Raw genomic sequence first — 25642 nt, forward strand, 5'->3', positions numbered from 1 at the left:
CTATTTTTATGCAATGAAGGAAGTACAAGAACTTTTTGATTTTCTCCAAAACCATCTGCGGGTAAAATCCATAGCGGAGGAACTGCTCCTGTTTAAAATGGAGAATTACAGGCAGGAAATGGCTGACCGTAATTTTCAGACAGCTGTGATCCAAACACCGGAAGGATTACTTAAAATTGACCTTGGTGATACAAAACCAACTAGAATATCCCCAGACGAAATCTTTTCACCAGATATTCCGCTTTTCGAAGTATTCCCGTTTATTGCAAGTAATAGACGGGTGTTTATTGGCATTGACTCAAATATTTCTCATATCGCTACCCGTAGTGACTTGGACAAAATCCCCGTTCGGCTGGGATTGTTTGGTTTGATCAGCGTGTTGGAATCCGTAATAAAGGAATTAGTCCGAACCAGTTTGCCCCAATGGGAAGAAAGTTTATCGAAAGAGCGGCTTGATTCCGCACGAAAGCTTTATCAGTTGAAAACATCCCGTTCCGAAGAAATTGACCTAATCCAATGCCTACAGCTTGGAGATTTGGGGTCTATATTCTCAAAAAGTAAACGCTACAAGCTTTTTGATCCCTCTCTCAGCCGAAAATCCTTTGACGATAAGATACGAAATATAGGAAAGCTTCGGGATGCCCTAGCGCATTCACAAGACATACTACCCTTTGATTGGTCGGAGATATCGATGATGATAGGCTTTATAAGAGATATTCTTAAAAATAAACAACCAATCATTTCTTCGGAATAACTCACTGCGATTGGGCTTGGACAATTCCCATACATCACCAATCACTCCTACACGAAAGACCCACTCACATCCACCTTAGGTGTAGTTTCGGGAATTCTCCCTGAAGGAGATCGAGTGAAAAGCCTTCCTTTAAACCTGCCTTCCACCCAGCGTTGTGCCGGGCTTGTTCGAACGTTTTCCACCTCAAAAAAGACATCTATATCCGGGTCGTTGGTTTTCTCCCTGTTTAACGTATAGTTTCCAAACAAAAAACTAATGCCTGTGTTCTTTTGACTTTCCAAAATGAGTCATCATAATGATTGCTCCTGCGGTCCCATCCATTGTCGGTTCGTTTGTGCTATAGTCCCCGACGTCATCGTGATACACTACGTGATTGTTTTGAATTGCAGCAAACTCATCCGGATCCAGAAGAGTCAATCCTATAAGTTGCTCGTGTATAGTTTTGTAGATGGGTCCATCTACCAATCCACCGGGCACTTTTAGGCCAAGCATAACATAAACACTGGTATGCACGTCCTCGGGATACACCCCTCCTTCGGGCATGCCGGTAAACATTGACGTTCCCCAAGGGTTTCTACCAAACAACCAATCCCGTTGAGCTGATAAAAACGGCTCAAAACGTGTATCTCCGGTCATTTTTTCAAAGAGAATTACTTGAGTCGCTAGACTGGTCAGCAGGTTGTTGCTACACCAAATGAAAGGAATGCCGATATGAAAGGGGTTTGAATTTGCCCTATTTAGGGTGTATTGTATCCCTTGCAGGTAGTAATCTTCCAATATTTTCTGGAAGTCCTCATCAACCAATCCGTGCAAGGCGTAATGGCCTAAGTTAATAAAGGGATAGAGTTGGTAGTGAGAAGCGGTATCCCTCACTGTCCAAGAATCACCTACACCGCTTTGCAAAGCATATTCCTTTGCCTGTTCCAAGTATTCCATTTGGCCGGTAAGTTTGTACAATTCCGCAGCTCCCCATTCCATATCGTCCGCCCATGTTTCTTCATTATATCGATACGGGGCGCCATAGGAGTTTCCCTGCTGGTAGCCTTCGTTCTCTCTTCCCAGGGCATAGAGCGATTCGGCGGCTTCTGCACATTTGGCGGAGTAGCCTTCATCATGAAGATGTTCCTTCCAGATGCGTGCGGCTATGGCCATTGCTGCGGCGCTTCGTCCGGCCACATTGGCAATTCCTGTAGCCTCACTTTTGTATTTGCCCAATCCCTGAGGTTCCCCTGTAGCAATATAAGCGGCTCTATAGCTGTTTGATCCCCATCCATAATCTGAGTTATCATTATTGGGAATTTTGAATCCCTTATGGTCCCTGTCGTCTGCGATCTGGTGAAAAAGAATATCCTTGCGGGGATGAAGCTTATGGATCCAATCCAATCCCCATTTCGCTTCATCCAGCACATCTGGAATGCCGTTACTTCCCTGTTGTCCCAGCGCATTGAATTCATCAGCAAACCTATCTGGATATTGCTCAAATGCCATCAGCATGTGGGCTGTGGCATAGCTACTGGTGATCAGGTATTTCAACTGATCGCCCGCATCGTGCCATCCCCCACTCAAATCAAAATAAGTGCTGTCAGGAATAGGTCCGTAATGGCTCCTTCCGTCTTTCGCATGACAGACCATATCTAATGTGGGGTTATAACCACACCGTTGCTGACGCATAAATTCTAATAGCGTTTCCTGCTTTTGATGATAAATATCTTCCCCTATATGAAATGTCGGAGTAGAAACCCCGCTGCGCTTTGTCTTTAAGAAATAAGCTCCGGGCTCTTTCACCTCAGAAAAGTCGACCGTAACATAATACGGAAAAACTCCCCAGTGGTTGGTTTCAACGCGCTGAGGAGTAATCTCCATGTTAATTTCCTTGGTGGATGCATCCACCAATAAAACCCGTTCACGTATGGCTTTTTTAGAAAATGCCACCGCAACCTTGGTGTCATTTGGATTATATCCGATTTGGTTAATGCGAAGATGGACGTCGCCTTGTCCAAATGCCTGAAGCAAGCAGAAACAGAAAAGCCAAGTGCCGGCTAATTTAATACGTGTCATTTACCACATTTATTTTTTCAAGACGCCATCCACAGTTCTCCAAATATCAAGTGGATTGGATTCCTTTAATTCCTCAGGGAGAAACCTTTCCGGCATATCCTGAAAGGCAACGGGACGTGCAAATCTCTTAATTGCGTACACCCCTACCGAAGTGCTTCTGCTATCTGATGTGGACGGGAAGGGCCCTCCGTGCTGCATGGCAAAGCCTACCTCAACACCTGTAGGAGCTCCCTTGAACAAAAGTCTCCCGCATTTTTCTTCAATTAAGGCCAGAAATTCGACATTTTCCGCCAATTCATCATCCTCCGCCCACAGCGTGCAGGTGAGTTGGCCTTTCAGGGAATCAGCTATCTGTACCAGTTGACTTGTATTTTTGTAGGATACCAAAATGCCAAAAGGTCCAAATACCTCTTCCTGAAAAGCATCGTCGCTTATCCAATCCGCAGCAGTCACCCTGGCCAAAGCAGGCGAACCATGGGTCAGCTCGGAGGCAGTAGCCGCATGAACCCAACTGAGCTTATCCTTTTCCTTCAACGTAGCGATCCGATCCTTATAGGTTTTGGCTATTCCGTCATGCAGCATGGGGGCAGCACTTACGGCAGCTATCTTTTCTGCAACAGCCTTCGAAAAAGCATCCGCCTTACTTTCCGGTACAAAGATTAGCCCGGGATTGGTGCAAAATTGGCCTACGCCCAATGTAAGCGAACCTACATAAGCGGTGGCGAGGGCATCCAAATGCTGTGATAGTTTGCTCTCAAAGGCAAAAATCGGATTGACACTTCCCATTTCGGCATATACTGGTATTGGCTCTTCTCTTGCCGCAGCAGTATCGAACAAGGCCTTGCCACCGGTATAGGATCCTGTGAATGCAATAGCTTTAGCCATGGGATGTTTTGCCATCTCCTGACCTACGGATATTCCACCTTCAAGATGTTGAAAAATATCTTCGGGCATGCCTGATTTTTGTGCGGCATCTCGAATAGCCCCAGCGACTAATTTAGAAGTCGCAGGATGGGCCGGATGGGCTTTATAAATTACCGGACACCCAGCCGCCAGCGCTGAAACTGTATCTCCACCAGCCGTAGAAAAAGCAAGGGGGAAATTGCTAGCACCGAAAACAACCACCGGACCAAGTGGCCGCAACATACGCCGTATATCCGGCTTCGGAGCAGGTGATCGATCGGGGTCGGCATGATCTATAGTAGCTTCTACCCAGCTGCCTTCCTTTACCAAATTGGCAAAGAGCCTAATTTGCCCCAAGGTCCTGCCCAGCTCCCCGGTTATTCTGCCGTCCGGTAAATTGGACTCTTTGGATGCAGTCGGAATCAACTCGGATTTTATGTTTTCAATTTGAACTGCCATGGCTTCCAAAAAAGCAGCCTTTTCCGCCACGGTTTTGGATTTGATCGCCGTAAAGGCTTGCTGAGCTTTTTTAAAATTTGCGTTTAAGTCGGACATAGGTTTGTTTGGTTAACTAAGGTTTCTATATGGAAATATGTGCCCATCTTTTTGATGGATTTAATGAATGTTCAAGTTAGGTCTAATTCGTTATGGATGCAACCCACATTTGTATTAGAACCCGATTCTAACCATTTTTAGTTGGGCAAGCCCGTCGGTTTTCGATTTTATGCCTAATTTTGGAGACACGAAAACCATTGCAACCAACCGTATGTATCGAAAAAAAAATCCCCCTTCCTTGGATGAAATATTTATTCGAAGAATTTTAATCCCAGGCGATATTGGCAGAATAATTCATCTCCACGGAAAATTATACCACGAGGAATTTGGTTTTGGCCTTGGTTTTGAACAGTATGTTGCTGAAAGTTTCGCCGACTTTGTGGGGAACTTCAAGGAAGGTCTCGACCGAGTTTGGATCTGTGAATACCAAGATCAATTAGCTGGTTTTATCTCTCTAGTTCATCGTGATCAATACTTGGGCCAGCTAAGATATTTCATCATTTCGCCGGAATTCCGTGGAATTGGATTGGGGAAGAAACTCACCACCGAATTTATGCTCACTGCACGGGAAAAGAAATATCAAAATATCTATTTATGGACAACAACCCCATTAACTAAAGCAGCGTCCATCTACCAAAAACTTGGCTTCAAACTTGTTCTTGAACAAGAATCATACAGCTTTGGTTTACCACTGATAGAGCAAAAATTTGAATTAACCCTCACATACCCCACTTCCTACACATGACCAAAACTTCTTTCATCTTCATAATTTTTCTTTTGAGTTTTTCTTTTTCTGGAATCACCGAATCCTTATATGCCCAACAAAGTGAGTCATGGAATTGGGGAGGTCCAATGGATCCGCATCAGAAGAAATTTCGTGTTTCGCACTACCATCTGGATTTGGAAATACTCCCTAATTCCCAAGAAATTGCCGGATCGACAACGCTTTCGGTTCGCTATTTGGAAAACACGGACACGCTACGGTTGGATTTGGTCTCCCAGTATATCGTAAACGATGTAAAAGGGGACGGACACTCCCTGACGTTCGTGCATCAAAATGACCTATTGGATATACGCTTAGATGGCAAAAAACCAGATAAAGTCACAGTATATTACCATGGAAAAACTCCCATTGCCTCCAACCCTCCTTGGTCGGGTGGATTTACCTGGGAAAAGGACAGTCAGGGCGACCACTGGATGGGGCTTTCCAGTCAAAATGAAGGAGGCAAAATCTTTATGCCCTGCCTGGACCATCCAAAAAACAAACCAGCAAATGGTGTAAGCCTCTCCATTACCGTACCCGCAATATACTCTGTTGCCGCCAATGGTCGGCTAAAGGGCACGGTTGAAGATACTGGAAAAAAGACTTTCCATTGGGAATCCAACTATCCCATCATGAATTACAACATCAATTTTACCATGGGGAAATTCCATATGGAAAAGGGGAATTTCAGGGGAATTTCGGGAGATGAAATACCCATGGTGGCGTATGTCCTGGAAGAGAATAAAGATAAGGCACCTCTATTATTAGAGGTGTTAAAAAAAAGCACAGAAACCCATGAACATTTTTTCGGCGCATATCCTTTTCCAGAAGACAAAATTGCCGTTGTGGAAACGCCCTACCTGGGAATGGAGCACCAAACCATTAACGCCTATGGCAATAATTTCCAGTTTGTCCGCATGGGGGAAGTATGGTATGACTGGTTGCTACACCATGAATTGGGGCATGAATGGTTTGGAAACAAAGTTTCAATTTCAGATTGGTCAGATTATTGGATTCATGAAGGAATCACCTCCTATGGAGACTGGTTGTTCTACCTCAAACATGATGGGGAAGAAGCTTATCATGAAAAAGTAGCAGATGCAAAAAAACGAATTAAAAACGATCTTCCCGTGGTAAGCCCACCGGAGAGTCATTCTGACATCGCCTACCATCCAGATGTATATACCAAAGGTGCATTTATCATGCACAGCCTGCGGTTTATGCTGGGTGACGACGCCTTTTTCCCTCTACTACAAGGGATTGCGCATCAAGAAGTGTTCACCTATGCCAATCAAGCCTCCACGGTAGACTTAATCGACTACCTTTCCAAAGATAGTGACTTGGATATCAAGGAGTTTTTATCCTGGTATTTATATCGCGAAGATTTGCCAAAGGTGTCTGTAAAGAAAAAGAAAAAAAATATCTATCTTATAAGCCTGCCCGGAAGCACTTTTTCTTTGCCTATAGACGTAAAAACTGAAAAAGGCATAGAAAGAATAACACTATCCTCAACCCCTATAGAGGTAAACAGTTCAGCCCATGTGGAAGTAGATCCTTTGGGCTGGTATTTGCTGGACAAATAATAGTTTGCCCAATCGGGAGAAATACTCAAAGAATAACTGTATTTTTGTATACCAAAACGCTATAAACCAATGATTCAAATTCGATTAATTATCCCAATGACGCTTTTTTCAGCTATATTGCTCTCTTGTGGGCCAAGTGAAAAATCAGCGTCCGATAGCATGACCGAAACTGCGGAAACAACTTCTGAACCAACCCTTGAACTGCTTTGGGAAACCCCGGATGTATTTATCACCAACGAATCCGTTCATTATGAGCCAAGTAATGGCCAGCTCTATGTGGCCAATATTGAAGGTGAACCGGCTGGTAAAGACGGGGTGGGTTCGATTTCTATCTTATCCAAAACAGGAGAGATTATTGATCAAGAATGGGTAACCGGCCTAAATGCACCCAAAGGTATGGCCGTGATGGACGGGAAATTGTACGTCACCGATGTCGATGCCTTAGTGGAGATAGACTTGGCATCTGGAGACATTTTAAACACCTACGAAGTCGAAGGGGCACAATTTCTTAATGATGCGGATTCAGACGGACAGCGGGTGTATTTTTCCGACATGCGGGCTAATAAAATACTTTATTTAGAAAACGGAGACATTCATACCTTCGCTGAAAACCAACCTAACATCAATGGATTGCGGGTAGGTGCCGACAAGACACTTTATGGACTGGATGCAGAAGGTCTAAAAAAATACAATAAAGACGGCAGCTTTTCCATGATCAATTCGGGCGTAACTGGCGGTGACGGATTAATCGTAATCGACTCGGATACCTTTCTGGCCAGTAGGTGGAAAGGAGAGATTTACCTGATTCAAGAAGGCAAAGAAACGTTACTGTTGGATACTTCCGGCGACGAATCAAATACCGCAGACATCGGGTTTATTCCTGAGGACAACATCGTGGTGGTACCTACTTTCTTTAAAAACAAAGTAGCCGCCTATCAATTGACTTATTAAATAACTACTACCTCTCCCTGCGAAAACCAACTTATCATTGATATGGTGATGAATATATTGAATCATCATGTTACTTTTGATGTTCTAAGAGTATGTACAATTTGAAAAATTGAATAGGAAATTGTTTATTTGCGTAACAGGCAAATGATAAAAATTAAGGGGGCTTTTTGTATATAAGGCGAGGTAAAAAATGAACGACATATGAGTAAATCGAGCGAAATAAATTATGAAATAGAAAAAAACGCAGAGGTGATTAGTCAATTAAATGACTACGTCAGTCAAACCGTGGATTCAACGTTATTGGATCCGGATGACTGCTGGCAGCCTACTGATTTTCTACCGGATATGACCCAGCCAGACGCAATGGATCAAGTGAAATTGCTTCGTGAAAGGGCTGAGGGAATTCCTGACACTATTATCACTTCCCTTATTGGCAATATGATCACTGAGGAAGCGCTCCCAAGCTATCAAACATATTTCAATATGCTTGAGGGTATTAATGAAGAAGGGAACCTTACGAGCGATGCCGGATGGGTAAGATGGACAAGGGCTTGGACTGCGGAAGAAAACCGACACGGAGATTTGCTAAACAAATACCTATACCTTTCCGGTCGGGCTGACATGAGGCAGGTTGAACAGACCATTCATCGACTGATATACAACGGTTTTGATCCGAGGTCTGAAAAAGACCCGTACCAGGCCATTATATATACTTCATTTCAGGAAAGAGCTACCAAAATCTCCCATGTCAACACCGGGAAGCTGGCTGACAAGGCTGGAGATACGGTATTGGGAAGAATTTGCAAACAAATAGCCGGAGATGAAGCCCGGCATGAGAAAGCATACAAGTCCTTTATGTCCCAGGTTTTTGAAATTGATCCCAATGGAGCCATGTTGGCTTTTGAAAAGATGATGCGCAAGCAAATCGTTATGCCGGCGGTATTGATGGGTAAAGGAGGTCCTAACCCCACTGTTTTTGACCAGTTCTCGGCAATCACCCAAAAAATTGGCGTTTATACCGGATGGGATTACGCCAGGATAATCGACCATTTGGTAAAACTGTGGAACGTTGAGGCAGCAACAGGATTGAATGATGTCGCCTCCAAAGCGCAGGATTACCTAGCCGGTCTGTCTTCCCGCTATATGCGACTTGCCGACAGAATGAAAGCGCCGGATGAAATAAAGTTAGCTTGGTTAAAGTAAATTATTCGATTTTAGTTAAAAGAAAAGGTGCCCAAAACAGGCACCTTTTTTATGGGTATGATTTATTGATTTTCTACATCCGATACAAACACGCCAAAAAATAAAAAGCCAAATAACAAAGATGAACTAGCTAATTCTGACGGCTACTTTCAATTGCAGATAAGTATATTTGTCTCCAAAATGGTCCTTAAGTGGACGGAGAAAATGACCTTCCTGAGTTTCGTAAAATGCCTTGATCTCCGCAATCTGATCGTTGTTGAGAAATTCTTGTTGAGGTATCAATTTCTTTTCCGTAAGGTTAAACAAATGACCTTCAATCGTGCTAGGCGCCATCTCCCTTTTTTCAGCTATCTGATCAACTGAAAGCCCCTTTTGAAATAGCTCCAATGTTTCTTTTTCACTTCCAACATTCTTCCCGGAGGAGGATGTCCTGCGTTGGGAACCGCTTATCCGATTTGGAGCGGGGGGCGTGATGTCATTCTCCACCAAATATTGGCTTATCACACGGCGGAATTCATCACCGTACTTTTCAGCCTTTACCTGTCCGACTCCATTGATTTGACGCAAAGTAGCCAAATCGGTTGGATAATGGGTTGCCATCTCGACCAGTGTGGCATCAGAAAAAATAATGTAAGGGGGTACATTAAATTTCCTAGCCAAACTAAACCGAAGATTTTTAAGCTTTTCTAAAAGACCTTTGTCGTGCGACTGCTCCGTGGGTGTTGCCAAAATTCCTTCGTCCATGGAAAGCATAATTTTCTCCTTCTGCTTCAGTTTTTCCCAAGCCAAGGGTGTCAACGACAAAGTGGGGTATTCCTTATCCGTGGCCTCTAAATAGCCTTCCAAAACCAATTGGTTCCCCAATTTTTTCCAGAATTGTTCACTTTTGTCCTTTCCAACCCCATATACTCCCAAAGCCTTATGCGCCTCACGAACCTTGACGGATTGGGAGCCGCGGAGAACAAGTATCACATAAGCTAAGCCGAATGACTCCTTCATACGTACCACGGCTGACAACAACATCTGAGAGAAAATAGTCACGTCTAATTTATTCCCTTTTTGGAAACATATATCACAATTGCCGCAATCCTCCTTTTGGGTTTCCCCGAAGTAATCCAATAGAAACCGTCGCCTGCACCGTTGGGTTTGACAAAAAGAAACCATTCGGTCCAGCTTTTTCTTCATCACTTCAATATGGTCGGGATTTTCCGAGTTTTCGATCATCCTACCCAGCGTGATACTATCACCAAAACTGTAAAATAATAAAACTTCACTTGGCAAACCATCCCGGCCTGCCCTTCCTGTCTCCTGATAATAGGATTCGACATTCTGCGGCATGTTCATATGAACCACGAAGCGCACGTTGGACTTGTCTATACCCATGCCGAAAGCAATAGTAGCCACGATGATCTTTGTTTCGTCCTTGATAAACTGCTCTTGGTTGCGCTGACGAACATCCCTTTCTAAACCTGCATGGTAAGGTAAGGCTTGATAACCAAAATCTTGAAGTCGCTCCGCAGTATCTTCCACACCCTTTCTGGACAGGCAATAAATTATGCCAGAATCTCCTGGGTGGTGGGATAGAAAGTCAATCAGTTTTTGGAAAGCATCGTTTCGCAGAACGACCCTATAAGTGATATTGGGCCGGTCAAAGGAAGATACGAACCAAGTGGGCGAAACTAACCCTAACTTATCTGCAATATCCTTTCTGGTGAGGGTATCAGCCGTTGCTGTAAGCGCCAAAAAGGGAATATCTTTAAATTTCTGCCGTAGTTCACCGATTTTCAGGTATTCAGGTCGGAAATCATGGCCCCACTGGGAAACGCAATGGGCCTCATCCACGGCCACTAAGGACAAAGTAACATTCCCCAAAAGGTCCAATACAGAGTTTCCTCCTGAAAAAATTCGTTCCGGTGCTACATATAGCAATTTGATTTTACCTGATGTGACTTCGTGGGAAATAAACCGCTGCTCACTGCTACTCTGCGTGGAATTCAGAAAAGCAGCCGGAATCCCAATGGCATTCAGGGCATCTACCTGGTCCTTCATCAATGCAATTAAGGGAGAAACCACCAATGTAAGTCCAGGCAGCAACATGGCAGGCACCTGATAGCAGACTGATTTTCCCGCACCTGTTGGCATCAGTGCGATGGTATCTTTTCCCGCCATCACGGCATTGATAATTGGTTCTTGGTTACCTCTAAACTGATCGTAACCGTAAAAGTCCTTTAAAATATCTATCGGTCTCATGGTAAAAAAGGTTTATTAACAATAGGGTTGAAAACTGCAATTTAAAAAAATCCCTTCACATATCCTTCGTACATTTCTAAATTTTGTTTTAAAACATTGAAGCACAACTAAATGACAGAAATCCAGTAGCTCACTTTAACCACAGGACGCAACTATTAAAAAAAACAGACCTGCGCGTTCGGTAGAAAACTTCGCAGGTCTGCAAATAATAAGGATTCATCTAAATTGAATTTCTCCTCAGTTCGGTTTCATAAATACATCGAACATGTGAAAATTATGCTGACCTTTAGTAAAATCGTTAGTGCTTTAAAATTTTCAAGTGTGTCACTTCATTCCCTTGGATTACTTCTATTACACATACACCCTTTGGAGCCTGGCTGATCTGCTGGCCAATAAGTAGGGAAAGCATGGAAAGATCAGTTGCCTGCACCGATTGAGAATTTCTCAGGGAGATGATGCGGGCAGTAATTGGTCCCTGGTCAGTGTTGGACGCTTCAGTAAGTTTGAGATTGAAGCCATCTCCGCTTGTAGGGTTTGGATACGCAACCCATTTGGAGGCGGTGGAATTTTCCGATATGTTTTGCACCATCACACTAACAGTTTCACTATAAGCGTACTTGCCGTTCAAGTCTACCTGCTTAATACGATAGTAAACGAAACCTTTATGAATTGGGATAGCTTGATCTTCAAACATGTAGGAGCTGATCAAATCTGAGTATCCAACTGCTGAAATTTCTCCTACCACAGTATATCCATCAACTCCGGACAGAGATCTTTCCACTTCAAAATGACTGTTTTCCCATTCTTTAGTCGTTTCCCACACTATATTGGATTGCTTTTTGGATGGGTCAAATTGGGCAGTAAATGCTCCCCAGATTACCGGAAGCGCAAAGCATCCTTCGCCATAAAAACTGTTTTGCAGCATTTTGATGTGATATGTTCCCAACTGGGTTGAATTGGGGTAATCACATATATTAAAAGCAGAGTTATTAAAGGTAGAAACTTCTCCCCCATTGGAAGCGGTCAGTTTACCTCCGACATATACCTCACTGTAATCAAAGGTCTCAATTTTTCCGTTTGGCAAAGAAACATCGCCTTGGATGATACCTTCTGCATTATTCCTCAATTCCAGTTTGCCCCCTCCTGACATATCAACGTTGTTACCGAATCGGAAATGGGAGGAATTTGCAGCTTTAATAGTGGCTCCGTTAGGGATGGTGACCAACCCCTCAAAACTTGCCGAAGCAGAATGGGTAAGACTTATGGTTCCACTTTGACCTGCGTTGGCTTTACCATTTACTTGGATGCTACTGCTTTGACTTAGACTCAGCGTACCGTTACTGACGGTTAAATCCTTTGCAACCTCAATTTTTGCCTGATCGGAATTAGCATTTAATTTCCCTCCAGACGTGAAAATAAGATTGTTTGTGTTTAATATACCATTGAGATTTAAGGTGCTATTAGACACCAGCGTAGTCGTTTCATCCACTATTATTTGAGCACCCTGATGGTCTGCATTAAGAGTACCTCCAGACGTAAAGGAGAGGTTCTTGGTATGTAATGAACCATGAACGTTCAATGTGCTTTGGCTTTTCAGTTCAGTAGTCTCCAAGATGATCAATTTCCCTCCCTCCTGTACGGTTATTTCTGGCCTACTGTCACCAACAACTAGGTTCTTGATTGTAACCACTGAATTCGAAGGGATGACAATTTTAACAGGACGATTGACAGTAAATGTCCCGGCAACATTCATAGTGGCACCTGACTCAAGGATAAACGTAGGCACTGAACCTCCTCCACTGATGGTTACATTGCCAGAAAAGTGTAATGAAGCACCTGACTTGATCGTGATCCCGTTAAAAACATTTGCTCCAAAATTATTTGCGTTTCCGGTAAATTCAACATTATGGTTGATAACGACACTTACGGCACATCCCCAACCTTTATTGATGGGAGGAATTCCGGCACTCACGTTGTCCGATTGACCACAACTGTGCGTGCTGTTCCAAGTTGTGTTTTGATTCCATACTCCATCTTGCTTACTGATAAAGTTTTGAGACCAGCTTATAGTGGATGAAAACAAAAGTGCTAAAAACACCCCATATACGAAGAATGTTTTTCTGTTGAAACTGCCGGAGAATATGGATGTGCTGTTCATGTTTTCTATGTTTTAAAAATTAACATGAACAAACCTACCTTAAATAAAAAAAGGGATTTAAGAAAGTCGATGAACTTAGCTTTCCATAGGTTGAATTTGCTGAATACGCAGATTAAATTTTATACAAATACCTTTTTTTGCTTTTTGAACGCTATAAAACGTATTACACTTCAATTTTGACAATAAAAAAGCCCTGGCAGAACCAGGGCTTTCAAATATTAGAATAAAGATATTTTTAGCTATTCATGCTAATAAGAAATTCCGCATTGTCTCGTGTTCCCCGCATTCGTTGGAGCAAGAATTCCATTGCTTCCTGGGAAGTCATGTCTGACATCAGTTTTCTCAGAATCCATACACGCTGCATCTCTTCTTTGTCCATTAGGAGGTCTTCCCTACGAGTACCTGACCCCGGAACATCAATTGCTGGGTAAATTCTCCTATTAGACAACTTCCTGTCAAGTGACAGCTCCATGTTTCCGGTTCCTTTAAATTCCTCAAAAATAACTTCGTCCATTTTAGAGCCTGTTTCCACCAGCGCAGTGGCGATAATGGTTAGAGATCCTCCATTTTCTACGTTTCTTGCCGCCCCAAAAAACCGCTTGGGCTTGTGAAGTGCATTGGCATCCACACCTCCGGAGAGAATCTTTCCAGAAGAAGGTACAACTGTATTGTGTGCCCGGGCGAGACGGGTAATGGAATCGAGAAGGATTACCACATCGTGTCCGCATTCCACCATTCGCTTTGCTTTCTCCAAAACAAGTGACGCTACTTTCACGTGCCGTTCAGCCTGCTCGTCAAAAGTCGAGGATATCACCTCCGCTTTTACTGATCGAGCCATGTCTGTTACCTCTTCCGGTCTTTCATCGATCAATAAAATCATCAGATGAACTTCGGGATGGTTTTCGGCAATTGCGTTGGCTATTTTCTGTAGAAGAACCGTTTTACCCGTTTTTGGCTGGGCTACGATCATTCCACGCTGTCCTTTTCCGATAGGTGCAAATAAATCTACTATACGAGTAGAAAAATTGTCGTGGGTGGTGGTAAGTTTTAGCCTTTCTTCCGGAAACAAAGGCGTAAGGTATTCAAATGGAATCCTGTCGCGTATTTCGTCCGTGGTCTTGCCGTTTACATTGATGACTTTAAGAAGTGCAAAATACTTTTCCCCTTCTTTTGGGGGACGTATCTGACCTTTTATGTTGTCACCAGTCTTGAGTCCAAAAAGCTTTATTTGTGATGGGGATACATAAATATCATCCGGTGAAGCTAGGTAATTGTAATCGAGTGATCTTAAAAAGCCATAACCGTCGGACATGATTTCCAACACACCCACATTTTCAATGATACCTTCGAACTCCTTAATAGCAAACGCAATCTTTCGCTTGGACATAAAGGGCTGTGTCTCTGCCTGAGGGGGGATATCATCTACCTCCTTTTGGGGCCTGCGTTTTGGCAATTCTCCATCTGGGTTTTGCTGGCTTGCCGCCTTAACTTCCTCAATTTCTACTACCGCCCTTCGTCTGGGGCGGAATGTACGGGAATTGTTGTCGTCTTCTACCGGAGTTGATTCCCGCTTTTGAATTGGTTTAGGAGATTCAGCTTTTGGGGCTGTTGGTGAAACTGTCTCTTTCGGCTTATTCTCTACCGCAACTTCAGCACGCTCCGGTTTCCTTTTAGGTTTACTATCTCTTGGCTGGGGTCGGGGTTTCTCCGGGATTTCTGAAACGACAGGCTTTTCCGCTTCCTCTTCCTTCGCCTCTTTGGGTATTTCTGTCACATTCTGCCTTCTAAACTTTGGCTTTTCATCCGTTGTAGGCTCTGGTTTAGGCGTGTCATCCTTCTTTGGGCTGTCTTCCTGCGCTTTTTCGGGAGTACTAGGGGATTGATTTTCAGGTGATTCTACTTGGGAGGGCTTTTTCTTAGGTAGGGCTTGTTCGGGAAGTCTAGCCTGCTGGTCTAAAATCGCATAAACTAAATCATCTTTTTTTAATGATTTGAAGTTTTTTACGCCAAGCTCTTCAGCTATTTCCTTTAATTCAGACAATAGTCTGATTCTTAATTCTTCTATGTTATACATAAAAAACGTATGAAAATAATTTCGATTGATTAATTGGTGAAGTCAGTAGTGTATATCTTGATTGCTGTAAAAAGGTATTCAGATAATACTAAAATCTCCAGGATTGGGATTTTGAACATATTGATGCTACAATATTACGGTAACAATCGTTAAAACGCAAACTTTTCGAAAATTGTTATAATTTTACATCAATTCCAAATTTATTTCTAAAAAGAATGGAATCCTTGTTTGTCAAATAATCTGTTGCCTCCAAACCAGCTCTTATGCGCTGAATGATGCATCTGCTCACAAGATTTGCTTATCTTTGCGCGGTAAACGAAGATATATATCTATCCCAGTACCCATGCTTCAAGTAAATTTTATCAGAGAAAATTTTGAAAAAGCTGTTTTAGGTCTAAAAAAAAGAAATTTTACCGAAGCAGAAGCAGTTTTATCCCAGCTAGTTCAACTGGACGATACCCGTAAAAATATCCAATTGGAAAGGGATCAGCTGCAGGCGGAATCCAATTCCATCTCCAAGACCATTGGCAAGTTGATGCAAAGTGGTCAAAAGGAAGAGGCTGAAAAAGTTAAAAGTAGGACCTCGGAAATAAAGGCACAGGTAAAAATACTTGAAGACCAATATACACAGCAGGAAAATGACCTGACCCAACTTTTGTATACGATTCCAAATATCCCCCATGAATCTGTCCCTGCCGGTTTTGGCGCGGATGAAAATGAAGTGGTGCTTACCCATGGTGACATTCCAGAATTGTCTGCTGAATTTAAATCACCTCACTGGGAGTTGATCAAAAAATATGACATCATCGATTTTGAACTGGGTGTGAAGATTGCTGGAGCGGGATTTCCAGTGTATAAAGGTAAAGGTGCCCGCTTACAGCGCGGATTGGTCAATTTCTTCCTTGACGAAGCAACTAAGGCGGGCTATATGGAAGTACAGCCCCCGATCTTGGTCAATGAAGAAAGTGGCTACGGCACCGGACAGTTGCCGGATAAAGAGGGTCAGATGTACTTTTGCACCGAAGATGGCCTCTATCTTATACCAACGGCAGAAGTGCCGATCACCAATTTATACCGAAACGAAATACTCCAAGCCGATCAACTTCCCGTGAAGAATGTAGGCTTCACGCCCTGCTTTCGCAGGGAAGCCGGCAGCTGGGGAGCACATGTTCGGGGACTAAACAGACTCCATCAGTTTGACAAAGTGGAGATCGTCCATATATCCCGTCCGGACAAATCCTATGAGGCTTTGGAACAGATGAGTGGGTACGTACAGGGGCTGCTTCAAAAACTCGAACTACCGTATCGGGTTCTCCGCCTTTGCGGAGGCGACATGGGCTTTACCTCCGCCCTTACCTATGATATGGAAGTGTTTTCAGCAGCCCAAGAACGTTGGCTGGAAGTGAGTTCGGTAAGCAATTTCGAAACCTACCAGACCACCCGCCTTAAGCTCAGGTTTAAGGACGAGGATAAAAAAACAGTTCTTGCCCACACACTTAACGGCAGTGCGTTGGCTCTTCCCCGGATTGTTGCCTCCATTTTGGAAAACAACCAACAGGAAGGCGGCATCAAAATGCCTGCGGTCTTGGTGCCCTATTTGGGCTTTGAGTGGATCAGTTAATATAGAAGCTTAGATAATCTCAAAGGTCATCTTGCCCCTGTCTATTGCAGGGGCAAGACGACCTTTTTTCAAAATTAGAATTTGTTAGGAGGGGGGAAATAGTAATATCCCAGATTTGGATTCAACAATAGACTTTTTAATAACTCGAAATTCCCCAATGGATTCGAAAAGAAAATTTTAAGCTTTTCTGGTTATTTCGCCACTAAGCTTTTACCTCCGAAAAAAGTTTGTCAAATCCCCAAACGTTCATGCCATAACCTTACTCTAGTCTGTAAATCATCCAAAATTTTTGCCTGATCCACCGCTAAGGCTCCAGGGGTGCCACGACTGACTAGCGGTGTTTGGAAACCTCTCTTGGACAAAAAGTACCTTGCCCCTAATTGATATTGACTTCCAATTTTTTTCTCCACCTCTCGAAGCTCCTTTTGTAACCAATCCACATCCGTTTTTTTCTTGGAATCTGTGGCATTTTCGCACATCCAGGTAATGATTTCTGGATAGAAATTTCCCGCAATGGGTGATAAGCCAGCTCCGCCATATTGTAAAGATGCTGCCGCACTTCCGATATGCGCATTATAAAGCCCAAGCTCACCGCCTTTGGCCAGGTCTATCTTTGCTTTAATTTGGTCAATGTCTTCCGTAGTGTCCTTATGGTAGATAAACCTGCCGGAATCCACTAGGAATTTCATGATTTCCGGAGAGATTATTCTCTTATATGGAGAGGGACATTCGTAGGTGCCCAAGTGGATTCCCTCAGTCTGGAGCATAAAATCATCCAAATGCTGTATAAACTTAGTATCCGATTCCTCCTTTTCGGCAAAATGGCCGGAAATCAATATCACCGCATCCACCCCCGTATCCTTTATCCGTTTGGTGAAATCCGCCTTGGCATTGATCGTGTCTCCAAATGATCCTGAGGCTACCACGGGTATTTTTCCATTCACATGTTCCACGACGTGCTTAGTCAATTTCAATTTTTCCTCGTCTGTGAGGAGATACATTTCGCTGCTAAGGCAATTTGCAAAGAAACCCTTGGCACCCGCAGCCAGATAAAAATCCATCAACCTGCTCATTCCGTCGTAATCAATTGTACCGTCTTGATGGTAGGTGGTGAGCATCACCGGAATAAATATTTTGTCGGAGTTGTTCATGCTGATAATAGAAGTGCTAAGATGGTTTTTCTGACTTGCTCTAATAGAGATCGGCATGGATGCTGCGGCAAGGCCTAGACCAACTTTAGTCAGAAAACTTCTCCGGGAAGTATTTGGGGAGGGATCTATCGGGAATTTTGGCATATTGTTTTGATTTTTCAATTGCAATGAAAAACTAACTAATTCTACAACTACGTAATCAACTACTTATGATATACTGGGATTTCCTTAAAACAGACCAGTCAAAAACGGTTTTTACATTTGTTTCAACATATTGTCAAAAGACAATCTATGCTGCGCTACTTTATCAATACTTTGTATCTTTGCCACCAAATGTTGGATGAAATCATTGCATTGGTTAAAAAAGAAGCCACGCTGGAGTGGCGACAGAAATATGCCTTAAATGGCATTTTACTTTACGTCATCAGTACGGTCTACATCACGTACCTAAGTATTGGAGTAAAAGGAGGCACTGTCCAAATTCCCACTTGGAATGCCCTATACTGGATCATCATTCTATTTTCAGCCGTCAATGCCGTTGCAAAGAGTTTTATTCAGGAAAACTCCGGCAGGCAACTCTATTATTACATGATTGCTTCGCCAGAATCCATCATTATTTCCAAAATCCTTTACAACACCTGCCTTACGCTAGTACTTTCCCTATTAGGCTATCTCGTGTTTTCGGTGGTTATGGGAAATCCCGTTCAGGATCAGCCCATGTTCCTTTTAAACTTACTATTGACCTCTATAGGCTTTTCCTCCTGCCTAACCATGGTTTCTTCCATCGCTGGAAAAGCCGGAAACAACGGCACCCTGATGGCTATCTTAAGTTTCCCCATTTTAATTCCCATCTTACTGCTGGCCATTCAGATTTCCAAAAATGCAATTGACGGACTAGACAGGGGGGTAAGCTTGGATAAAATTATTACCTTGCTGGCCATAAACGGTGTAATTGCAGCTACCTCATACCTGCTTTTTCCCTTTATATGGAAAAGCTAAATGCCCACCGATTAAACAGCCTAGTGTAATCTAATCACGGCATTAAGGCCTTGATCAAATAAAACCTACAAACTAAAGGAAATAGGGATTTATACCTTACTTTTGTAGGAGGATTACCTGTAGAAATTCTATGAAAGCAACTTGGTGGAAAGTATTGGCCATAGCACTCTTGGCCTATACCCTTATCGCCGGATTATTGGCTGATGTTCCCAGACTTCCCATACTCAACGAAACCATCCGAGCATTATATTTCCATGTAGCTATGTGGTTTGCCATGCTTGCCATGCTTACGGTGGGAATCGTATACAGTATAAAATACCTGAGAAATGGCAGGCTGGAAGACGACGACATGTCCTTGGAATTTACCAATGCGGCTATCCTCTTCGGTGTAATCGGAATTGCGACCGGTAGTTTGTGGGCCCGATTTACCTGGGGGGCATACTGGACCAATGATCCAAAGCTTAACGCAGCCGCAATAGGGCTGTTGATGTACTTTGCCTACCTAATCCTTAGAAATTCGCTGACAGATATCTTTCAACGTGCGAAGATCAGTGCGGTTTACAGCATTTTTGCATATGCCGCATTTATCCCGCTTATATTTATACTCCCGAGACTTACTGACAGTCTTCATCCGGGAAACGGTGGCAACCCCGGTTTTAACGCATACGATATGGACAGTCAGCTACGCATTGTCTTTTACCCAGCCGTCATTGGGTGGTCATTGCTTGGAACCTGGGTGACAACTATACGTGTAAGGTATAGAAGACTGGAAAGAAAAATGGAAGAAAAAATGATCAATCAATAAGCATATGAAAAAATTAGTGTTCATCTCACTGCTAATGCTGTCCCTTTCGCTTAATGCGCAGGATAAAATCGAAATTACCGGAGAGGACTACCAGAATACCAAAGTGGAAATGGCTGACCTCATGCGCTCCAATGGAAAAATATACGTTTTGACTGGCATAATTGGAATTGTTTTGGGGGGAATATTGGTTTATGTGGTACATACTGACAGAAAGATATCCAATCTGGAAAAACAATATAAAGAGTTAACCTGAAATCAAGCGTGACGAGAACGTCAAACGGAGGAATTATTATCATTGCGAGATTCTCCCGACAAATTGGGGACAGGCTTGGCCATTAAAATACAATCATAAAAATATGAAAAAAGGACATATCATAGGACTGGGCATCATTGGTGTAGCCATCATGATCATTATTACTTCCATAGGCGATGCAAGCACTTATGAAAGTTTCTCAACCGCGAAAATATTGGCCACAAACGGCAATGATAATGCCATTCACGTTGTAGGCGAATTGAAAAAAAGTGAATACGGACAGGTAGTCGGCCTGGAGGTCCATGAAGATAAAACTTCGTTTACTTTTTTGATGGTAGACAATAATGGAGACGAACAACAAGTTTACTACAACGAACCCGTACCTGCGGATTTCGCCCGCTCGGAACAGGTAGTGGTTATCGGATCTTTTCGAAATGAAGAACTGTTTGTCGCTGACAAAATACTCATGAAATGTCCCTCCAAATATCAGGAAACTGACGTAAAATCTGCTTCACTATAATCTTCCTGTTGCTTACCCCTTCAATTAACCCCCCGGATAATGATGAATACCTTTGTTGGTAATTTGGGGCATTTAATGGCAATTGTTGCTTTTGTCACTGCCATTATAACTGCCTTTTCATATTATAACTATATTAAAGCACCCGAACTCGAAAAAGCTTCCTGGAAACGATTCAGCCGTATTACATTTTACATACATGCTGTTGCGAGCGTAGGAATTGCCATCTCACTTTTCGAGATCATATACAATCACCGGTTCGAGTATTTCTACGCCTATTCCCACTCCTCCAAAGCACTTCCAGTACATTACATGATCTCCAGCTTCTGGGAAGGACAGGAAGGCGCATTTATCCTTTGGATTTTTTGGAATGTAGTTTTGGGCATTATCCTTATACATACCAATAAGTTCTGGGAAGGTCCTGTCATGGTGGTTTTTGCCCTCGTTCAGGCGTTTTTGGTATCCATGATTCTGGGTGTAGTGATAGGTGATCTTAAGATTGGTAGTTCCCCCTTTATTTTGCTTCGAGACATCTCTGAAGCTCCGATTTTCCAAATTAACCCGGAATTTATCCCACAGGATGGGACAGGTTTGAATCCTTTGTTGCAGAATATATGGATGGTTATTCACCCCCCAACACTGTTTCTAGGATATGCCTCTACATTAGTACCCTTTGCTTTCCTAATGGGAGGCCTTGCCATGAAGCGCTATTCGGAATGGGTACGACCAGCTTTGCCTTGGGCTATATTCTCTGCCATGATTTTGGGTATGGGAATTATTATGGGAGCTTATTGGGCCTATGTTACGTTGAATTTTGGCGGATATTGGAATTGGGATCCTGTAGAAAATGCAGTTTATGTTCCCTGGCTAATCATGGTGGCAGCAATTCATACCATGATTACCTATAAGAAGAGTAGTACGGCTCTGAAGACCTCTATTGTTCTGGTAATAGCTTCATTTATTCTAGTCCTTTATGCTACGTTCTTGGTAAGAAGTGGCGTGTTGGGAGATTCTTCCGTGCACTCCTTTACTGATTTGGGGCTTTCCGGTCAGTTACTGATTTACATGTTGTTCTTCTTGGTTATAGCCATTTTCTTATCTGTGAAAGAATGGAAAAACATTCCAACTTCCGATAGGGAAGCATCTGTTTATTCACGGGAATTCTGGATTTTCATTGGTGCCACTACCTTGGGGCTAATGGCTTTTCAAGTCATATTGCCCACCTCTATCCCGGTATATAATGCCATCGTGGAAGGATTGGGAGGCATATCCAATATGGCTCCGCCTGCGGATCAGGTAGGTTTCTACACCAAATTCCAACTCTGGTTTGCCGTTGCTTTAGCCCTATTGACGGGTGTGGGGCAGTACTTCTGGTGGAATAAAATGGATAAGCATGAGCTAAAAAATTCTTTGGTGACGCCATATATCATTTCCATGATTCTGGCAGCTGTCATTATCACCTTGGGAAAGGTTTATGATATCAGTTATATCGTAGTCGTATTGGCGGGAGCCTTTACTATCGTAGCCAACGGATCCATTCTTATCAAGCTAATCAAAGCAAAAACGTTTAAACTTGCTGGCGGATCTCTTGCCCATGTAGGGCTGGGAATGATTCTAATCGGGGTTATGTTTTCTTCGGGATATTCTGACACCATTTCCATCAACATGTCAGGCATGACCTATAAAAAGGACTGGGAAGATGATCTAAACAAACAAAACGTATTACTTTGGATTAACAAGCCGCTGCAGATGAAGGATTACGAAGTAATCTATCGGGGCAGGCACAAAAAAGTCAAAGGCTTTCCCGGATATGTCAAAGCTGACTTGTTGGAATCTGTAGACGGCATAAACGCTGCCGTTGCCCTCCAAGATATTGATGCCAAAGGAAAAACCTATTTCTCAAGAGGAGATACGGTAAGCATCGTTTTGGAGGAAAACAGTTATTTTAAGGTGGAATACTATCAGGAAGATGATCTAAAATTCACCTTATTCCCCATGTCCCAGCCAAACCCTACCATGGGATTGATTTCTTCTCCGGATTCCAAAAGATACCTTTCTAAAGATTTATATACCCACGTATCGGCCATCAACGACTACGAGGATCCCGAATGGAAAGAGGATCAGTTTGAAAATTCCGAGCCAGGGGGACAGTTTTTCATGAATGATTTTGTGACCAATTTTGAGGGTACGGAACTTATCAGTGACCCCCAAGAATTGAGAGATTTGAGCCTGCAAGAAGGTGACGTCGCCATTCGTGCGAAGCTCAGTATCATGGATAATGATGTGAAGCGGCTTATCGAACCCATGTTTCTTATCCGGGATAATCAAGTGGGAAAAATAGCAGCCATTGATTCGGATCTTGGAATCAAAGTGGAGATTGACAATATTTTACCTGAGGAAGGAAAGTTTGTGTTTAAGTACAATACCTACCAGAAAGACTATGTTGTCATGAAAGCTTCCGTCAAGCCTTTTATAAATGTATTATGGCTTGGCACCATCATCATGTTGTTCGGATTTTGTACCGCCATTTATCGGCGCTATGACGAATTTACCAAAATGCGTAATAAAGGTTTGGAATAAAGATCCAGCCCCCATTTATTTCTAAAACCCCTTCCAAGGGGTTTTATTTTGACCGTTATGATTGTTTTCTCATGAAATCGAGCATGACGCAGGCAACGCACGGAGGGATGATTATAATTGCGAGATTCCATGTGGCAACTGAAAAACAATTATAAACACATGAAGTTTGACATCGCAATCCTTGGTTCCGGTAATGTGGCTTGGCACCTCAGTGCAGCCTTGGAGACCGCCGGACATGAAATCACAGAAGTCTACAGTCGTAATCTGGACCATGCTAAAAGGATTACGGGAAGGCTTTATGCCACAGAAGCTACCGACGAGCTGGATTTCTCTGAAAGTAAAGCCCGTGTGTTTATTATTGCTGTTGCGGATCAGGCGATCGCCGATGTGGCGGATGGAATAATACTTCCAGAAAACAGCATTCTGGTCCATACCAGTGGTAGCATGCCCTTGGAAATTTTGGAGTATAGTTCAGCAAGTTATACAGGGATATTTTATCCTTTGCAAACCTTTAGTAAAAACCGGGACCTTGATTTTGCCGATGTTTCCATACTTCTCGAATCAGAAGATCAGGAGACGCTTAAAATTCTAAAAAAACTGGCCGCAAGCCTTACCTCTCCCTACTATACTGTAAAATCAAAGGACCGAAAAGCCGTGCATGTGGCTGCTGTCTTTGCCAGTAACTTTACCAATCATCTGATTGGCATTGCGGAAGCAATCATGAACCGGCAGGGTTTGGATATGGAAATGCTCAAGCCACTAATCATAGAACAAATCAGCAAATGCCTACAAATCGGTGCGAGAGCAGCCCAGACAGGCCCTGCCCTTCGGGAAGATTTCCCCACTTTGGAGGCACATCATCAGTTTTTGACCTATAATGAGCAACTGGCGGAAATCTACCGATTGATCTCGCAGGATATATTGGATGCCAATTGAATTTTTAGGCGGAAAATATCTTTCAAACTCAGTTCAATTACTTCTCGTCTATCCAAGATTCACTTTCTTCGAAGGAAATCCCCTCTACTCTCAATTGCTGCAAAACGGGTTCATATATTTCTTTGCGTGTAGGAAGTAAAAGTCCCCTACTGGAAAATTTATCTTCCAAAAACAAATCGACAGCTATTCCCAATGGCAGTCCTACAGTCTTGGCCATGGCGGTATGCGCTTGGTCATCGCCTTTTACCGTTAAACTGCTTACTAATCGTTTTACCCGCTCTCCTACTTGCACCTCAACCTGATGCTGCATCAGTACCATATCCTTATCACCAAGCTTTAGATTCCATTTTTCTTCCAACAGTTTTTGCAAAATCTTAGCTGGACTGCCCTTACGCAAGGCAAGTGGTCCATCCTCAAAAAGCCCCAACCATGCTAGTTTCGCCAAAATGGCATCCGTTACTTCGGGAAGAAGCGCCTTGATTTTTACTTCGACGGATTTATTCGGGTCATAGGGAAGAAAGGTGTTTGTTAACATCCGGTAAGTAAATCCCTTTGGCAAATCCATTTCATAAGAATCATCGGTAAGACCCAGTTGTACCAGAACATTCCAAGCTTGGCAGAAACCTTGGGTTCGCAGAGTTCCTCTTAGGATCGTTGGGATATCCTGCAGTCCATAAATCTCACGGTAGGAAAGTGAATCCCGGTTGGGATAGCCTTCAAATGTCCCCAATCCCGGAAAATGAACCTCTTCGGTCCGTTTGAAAAGCATGTGATAGGGAATAAATTTGTAGTACCCGTTGCGGATAAAACTCGACACGCCCTGCCCGGCCAACACCACATTTCGGGGACTCCAGGTAAACTTGTAGTTCCAGGGGTTGTCTACATATTCGGGGGACATCAATCCTCCGCAAAAGGATTTATACAAGGTGATCGTATGTCCCTGCTCCCTTTCCCTATCCATCAACTGCATGGCGGACATATGGTCTAGCCCAGGATCCAGACCACATTCGTTTAAAAAAAACAAGCTTTTTTCTTTGATTTCGGATTCCAATTTTTTCATCTCCGCAGAAGAGTAGGAAGCCGAGAAAAAATGCTTGGACATTGCCACACAATCTGCAGCAACCAAGGGGTGAAAGGACGGAGGCAGCATGGATATCACCAAATCAGCTTGTTGAATCAACCCTTTCCGTTCGGCTTCGTTTTCAATACCCAATGCCTTAGCTGTGGCTGAAGGATGACCCTTGACCTTCTGCTCTGCCGCTTCCAGAGAAACATCCGCAATGACAAATTTCCTTAACTTCTTTTCAGCATCCCTCAAGAGGTAATCGATCAATACGGTTGCTGATTTTCCCGCCCCAAGGATCAAAATGTTTTTCTCTTGCATTATTTTCGTGGGTTTAGTCTTTCAAAGATTAGTGTTCTATCTTCTGGAATAGTATCACTTCCTAGATTTTCATTAGAGAATATTTGCCCTACATTTTATTTAACGAAAAAATTAAACATCTTGGACATCACAAAGCTTATCCAA

Annotated in this window: 20 protein-coding genes; 12 read left to right on the forward strand and 8 right to left on the reverse strand. The window is 43.1% G+C overall.

Features of this window, described 5'->3' with window-relative positions:
* Positions 1 to 13: 13 nt before the first annotated feature.
* On the forward strand, positions 14 to 754 hold the full coding sequence (locus tag FQ608_RS14440; protein WP_158858947.1) for a hypothetical protein: 741 nt from the start codon (positions 14 to 16) through the stop codon (positions 752 to 754).
* A gap of 47 nt (positions 755 to 801) precedes the next feature.
* On the opposite strand, the gene FQ608_RS14445 is transcribed toward FQ608_RS14440, so the two are convergent.
* The 3 genes from FQ608_RS14445 to FQ608_RS14455 are packed head-to-tail and all read right to left on the reverse strand — an operon-like array spanning position 802 to position 4270.
* Entirely contained in the window at positions 802 to 1035 is a 234-nt protein-coding gene (locus FQ608_RS14445; protein ID WP_158858948.1) for a hypothetical protein, read from the reverse strand.
* A complete protein-coding gene (locus tag FQ608_RS14450) occupies positions 1007 to 2812 on the reverse strand; it encodes a glycoside hydrolase family 9 protein (protein WP_158858949.1) in 1806 nt (601 codons plus the stop codon). The genes FQ608_RS14445 and FQ608_RS14450 overlap by 29 nt, the downstream gene beginning before the upstream one ends.
* A 9-nt stretch (positions 2813 to 2821) precedes the next feature.
* The gene (locus tag FQ608_RS14455) at positions 2822 to 4270 is read right to left on the reverse strand and encodes an aldehyde dehydrogenase (NADP(+)) (protein WP_158858950.1); all 1449 of its coding nucleotides are present in this window, start codon (positions 4268 to 4270) and stop codon (positions 2822 to 2824) included.
* Positions 4271 to 4508: 238 nt separating this feature from the next.
* Between FQ608_RS14455 and FQ608_RS14460 the strand changes: the two genes are divergently transcribed.
* The 4 genes from FQ608_RS14460 (at position 4509) to FQ608_RS14475 (ending at position 8770) form a co-directional block, all read left to right on the forward strand.
* Positions 4509 to 5015: a GNAT family N-acetyltransferase gene (locus tag FQ608_RS14460; protein ID WP_158858951.1), complete on the forward strand. Its 507-nt coding sequence runs from the start codon at positions 4509 to 4511 to the stop codon at positions 5013 to 5015.
* The gene (locus tag FQ608_RS14465; RefSeq protein ID WP_158858952.1) at positions 5012 to 6616 is read left to right on the forward strand and encodes a M1 family metallopeptidase; all 1605 of its coding nucleotides are present in this window, start codon (positions 5012 to 5014) and stop codon (positions 6614 to 6616) included. The genes FQ608_RS14460 and FQ608_RS14465 overlap by 4 nt, the downstream gene beginning before the upstream one ends.
* A gap of 69 nt (positions 6617 to 6685) precedes the next feature.
* Positions 6686 to 7567, forward strand: a complete 882-nt coding sequence (locus tag FQ608_RS14470; RefSeq protein ID WP_158858953.1) for a YncE family protein — start codon at positions 6686 to 6688, stop codon at positions 7565 to 7567.
* A gap of 201 nt (positions 7568 to 7768) precedes the next feature.
* Complete coding sequence (locus tag FQ608_RS14475; RefSeq protein WP_158858954.1) at positions 7769 to 8770, forward strand: acyl-ACP desaturase; 1002 nt, start codon at positions 7769 to 7771, stop codon at positions 8768 to 8770.
* Between the two features lie 126 nt (positions 8771 to 8896).
* Here FQ608_RS14475 and recQ read toward each other — a convergent pair whose 3' ends face one another.
* The 3 genes from recQ to rho form a co-directional block, all read right to left on the reverse strand.
* Positions 8897 to 11020, reverse strand: coding sequence for a DNA helicase RecQ (recQ, locus tag FQ608_RS14480; RefSeq protein WP_158858955.1), 2124 nt, complete (start codon positions 11018 to 11020; stop codon positions 8897 to 8899).
* A gap of 298 nt (positions 11021 to 11318) precedes the next feature.
* Positions 11319 to 13178: a translocation/assembly module TamB domain-containing protein gene (locus FQ608_RS14485; RefSeq protein WP_158858956.1), complete on the reverse strand. Its 1860-nt coding sequence runs from the start codon at positions 13176 to 13178 to the stop codon at positions 11319 to 11321.
* Between the two features lie 235 nt (positions 13179 to 13413).
* On the reverse strand, positions 13414 to 15252 hold the full coding sequence (gene rho, locus FQ608_RS14490; protein WP_158858957.1) for a transcription termination factor Rho: 1839 nt from the start codon (positions 15250 to 15252) through the stop codon (positions 13414 to 13416).
* A 343-nt stretch (positions 15253 to 15595) separates the two neighbouring features.
* Between rho and serS the strand changes: the two genes are divergently transcribed.
* A complete protein-coding gene (gene serS / locus FQ608_RS14495) occupies positions 15596 to 16873 on the forward strand; it encodes a serine--tRNA ligase (RefSeq protein WP_158858958.1) in 1278 nt (425 codons plus the stop codon).
* A gap of 230 nt (positions 16874 to 17103) precedes the next feature.
* Here serS and FQ608_RS14500 read toward each other — a convergent pair whose 3' ends face one another.
* On the reverse strand, positions 17104 to 18168 hold the full coding sequence (locus FQ608_RS14500) for a dihydrodipicolinate synthase family protein (RefSeq protein WP_234364212.1): 1065 nt from the start codon (positions 18166 to 18168) through the stop codon (positions 17104 to 17106).
* 189 nt (positions 18169 to 18357) lie between these two features.
* On the opposite strand from FQ608_RS14500, the gene FQ608_RS14505 reads away from it, so the two are divergent.
* The 6 genes from FQ608_RS14505 to FQ608_RS14530 all read left to right on the forward strand — a co-directional run bounded on the left by FQ608_RS14505 (position 18358) and on the right by FQ608_RS14530 (position 24114).
* Positions 18358 to 19023 (forward strand): heme exporter protein CcmB, encoded by a 666-nt coding sequence (locus FQ608_RS14505; RefSeq protein WP_158859092.1) that lies wholly within the window; start codon positions 18358 to 18360, stop codon positions 19021 to 19023.
* Between the two features lie 130 nt (positions 19024 to 19153).
* Complete coding sequence (gene ccsA, locus FQ608_RS14510; RefSeq protein ID WP_158858959.1) at positions 19154 to 19828, forward strand: cytochrome c biogenesis protein CcsA; 675 nt, start codon at positions 19154 to 19156, stop codon at positions 19826 to 19828.
* A gap of 4 nt (positions 19829 to 19832) precedes the next feature.
* Positions 19833 to 20081 (forward strand): CcmD family protein, encoded by a 249-nt coding sequence (locus tag FQ608_RS14515; RefSeq protein WP_158858960.1) that lies wholly within the window; start codon positions 19833 to 19835, stop codon positions 20079 to 20081.
* Positions 20082 to 20184: 103 nt separating this feature from the next.
* Positions 20185 to 20601 carry a cytochrome c maturation protein CcmE domain-containing protein gene (locus FQ608_RS14520; RefSeq protein ID WP_158858961.1) on the forward strand — a complete coding sequence of 139 codons (417 nt, stop codon included), beginning with the start codon at positions 20185 to 20187 and terminating at the stop codon, positions 20599 to 20601.
* A 39-nt stretch (positions 20602 to 20640) separates the two neighbouring features.
* Positions 20641 to 23178 (forward strand): cytochrome c biogenesis protein CcsA, encoded by a 2538-nt coding sequence (gene ccsA, locus FQ608_RS14525; protein ID WP_158858962.1) that lies wholly within the window; start codon positions 20641 to 20643, stop codon positions 23176 to 23178.
* A 159-nt stretch (positions 23179 to 23337) separates the two neighbouring features.
* A complete protein-coding gene (locus FQ608_RS14530; RefSeq protein WP_158858963.1) occupies positions 23338 to 24114 on the forward strand; it encodes a Rossmann-like and DUF2520 domain-containing protein in 777 nt (258 codons plus the stop codon).
* A gap of 37 nt (positions 24115 to 24151) precedes the next feature.
* Here the strand turns inward: FQ608_RS14530 and FQ608_RS14535 are convergent, their stop codons facing one another.
* Positions 24152 to 25498, reverse strand: coding sequence for a saccharopine dehydrogenase C-terminal domain-containing protein (locus FQ608_RS14535; protein ID WP_158858964.1), 1347 nt, complete (start codon positions 25496 to 25498; stop codon positions 24152 to 24154).
* Positions 25499 to 25642: the final 144 nt, after the last annotated feature.

The organism is Lunatibacter salilacus (genome assembly GCF_009797935.1).
Classification (GTDB): Bacteria; Bacteroidota; Bacteroidia; order Cytophagales; family Cyclobacteriaceae; genus Lunatibacter; species Lunatibacter salilacus.

What these genes read in the sequence shown, in the direction of transcription:
- recQ (WP_158858955.1), bottom strand. Translation starts at nt 11,020, where the DNA reads ATGAGACCGATAGATATTTTAAAGGACTTTTACGGTTACGATCAGTTT.
- FQ608_RS14535 (WP_158858964.1), bottom strand. Translation starts at nt 25,498, where the DNA reads ATGCAAGAGAAAAACATTTTGATCCTTGGGGCGGGAAAATCAGCAACC.
- FQ608_RS14440 (WP_158858947.1), top strand. Translation starts at nt 14, where the DNA reads ATGAAGGAAGTACAAGAACTTTTTGATTTTCTCCAAAACCATCTGCGG.
- FQ608_RS14520 (WP_158858961.1), top strand. Translation starts at nt 20,185, where the DNA reads ATGAAAAAAGGACATATCATAGGACTGGGCATCATTGGTGTAGCCATC.
- serS (WP_158858958.1), top strand. Translation starts at nt 15,596, where the DNA reads ATGCTTCAAGTAAATTTTATCAGAGAAAATTTTGAAAAAGCTGTTTTA.
- ccsA (WP_158858962.1), top strand. Translation starts at nt 20,641, where the DNA reads ATGATGAATACCTTTGTTGGTAATTTGGGGCATTTAATGGCAATTGTT.
- FQ608_RS14475 (WP_158858954.1), top strand. Translation starts at nt 7,769, where the DNA reads ATGAGTAAATCGAGCGAAATAAATTATGAAATAGAAAAAAACGCAGAG.
- FQ608_RS14515 (WP_158858960.1), top strand. Translation starts at nt 19,833, where the DNA reads ATGAAAAAATTAGTGTTCATCTCACTGCTAATGCTGTCCCTTTCGCTT.
- FQ608_RS14505 (WP_158859092.1), top strand. Translation starts at nt 18,358, where the DNA reads ATGTTGGATGAAATCATTGCATTGGTTAAAAAAGAAGCCACGCTGGAG.
- rho (WP_158858957.1), bottom strand. Translation starts at nt 15,252, where the DNA reads ATGTATAACATAGAAGAATTAAGAATCAGACTATTGTCTGAATTAAAG.
- FQ608_RS14485 (WP_158858956.1), bottom strand. Translation starts at nt 13,178, where the DNA reads ATGAACAGCACATCCATATTCTCCGGCAGTTTCAACAGAAAAACATTC.
- FQ608_RS14465 (WP_158858952.1), top strand. Translation starts at nt 5,012, where the DNA reads ATGACCAAAACTTCTTTCATCTTCATAATTTTTCTTTTGAGTTTTTCT.
- ccsA (WP_158858959.1), top strand. Translation starts at nt 19,154, where the DNA reads ATGAAAGCAACTTGGTGGAAAGTATTGGCCATAGCACTCTTGGCCTAT.
- FQ608_RS14450 (WP_158858949.1), bottom strand. Translation starts at nt 2,812, where the DNA reads ATGACACGTATTAAATTAGCCGGCACTTGGCTTTTCTGTTTCTGCTTG.
- FQ608_RS14530 (WP_158858963.1), top strand. Translation starts at nt 23,338, where the DNA reads ATGAAGTTTGACATCGCAATCCTTGGTTCCGGTAATGTGGCTTGGCAC.
- FQ608_RS14455 (WP_158858950.1), bottom strand. Translation starts at nt 4,270, where the DNA reads ATGTCCGACTTAAACGCAAATTTTAAAAAAGCTCAGCAAGCCTTTACG.
- FQ608_RS14500 (WP_234364212.1), bottom strand. Translation starts at nt 18,168, where the DNA reads ATGCCAAAATTCCCGATAGATCCCTCCCCAAATACTTCCCGGAGAAGT.
- FQ608_RS14470 (WP_158858953.1), top strand. Translation starts at nt 6,686, where the DNA reads ATGATTCAAATTCGATTAATTATCCCAATGACGCTTTTTTCAGCTATA.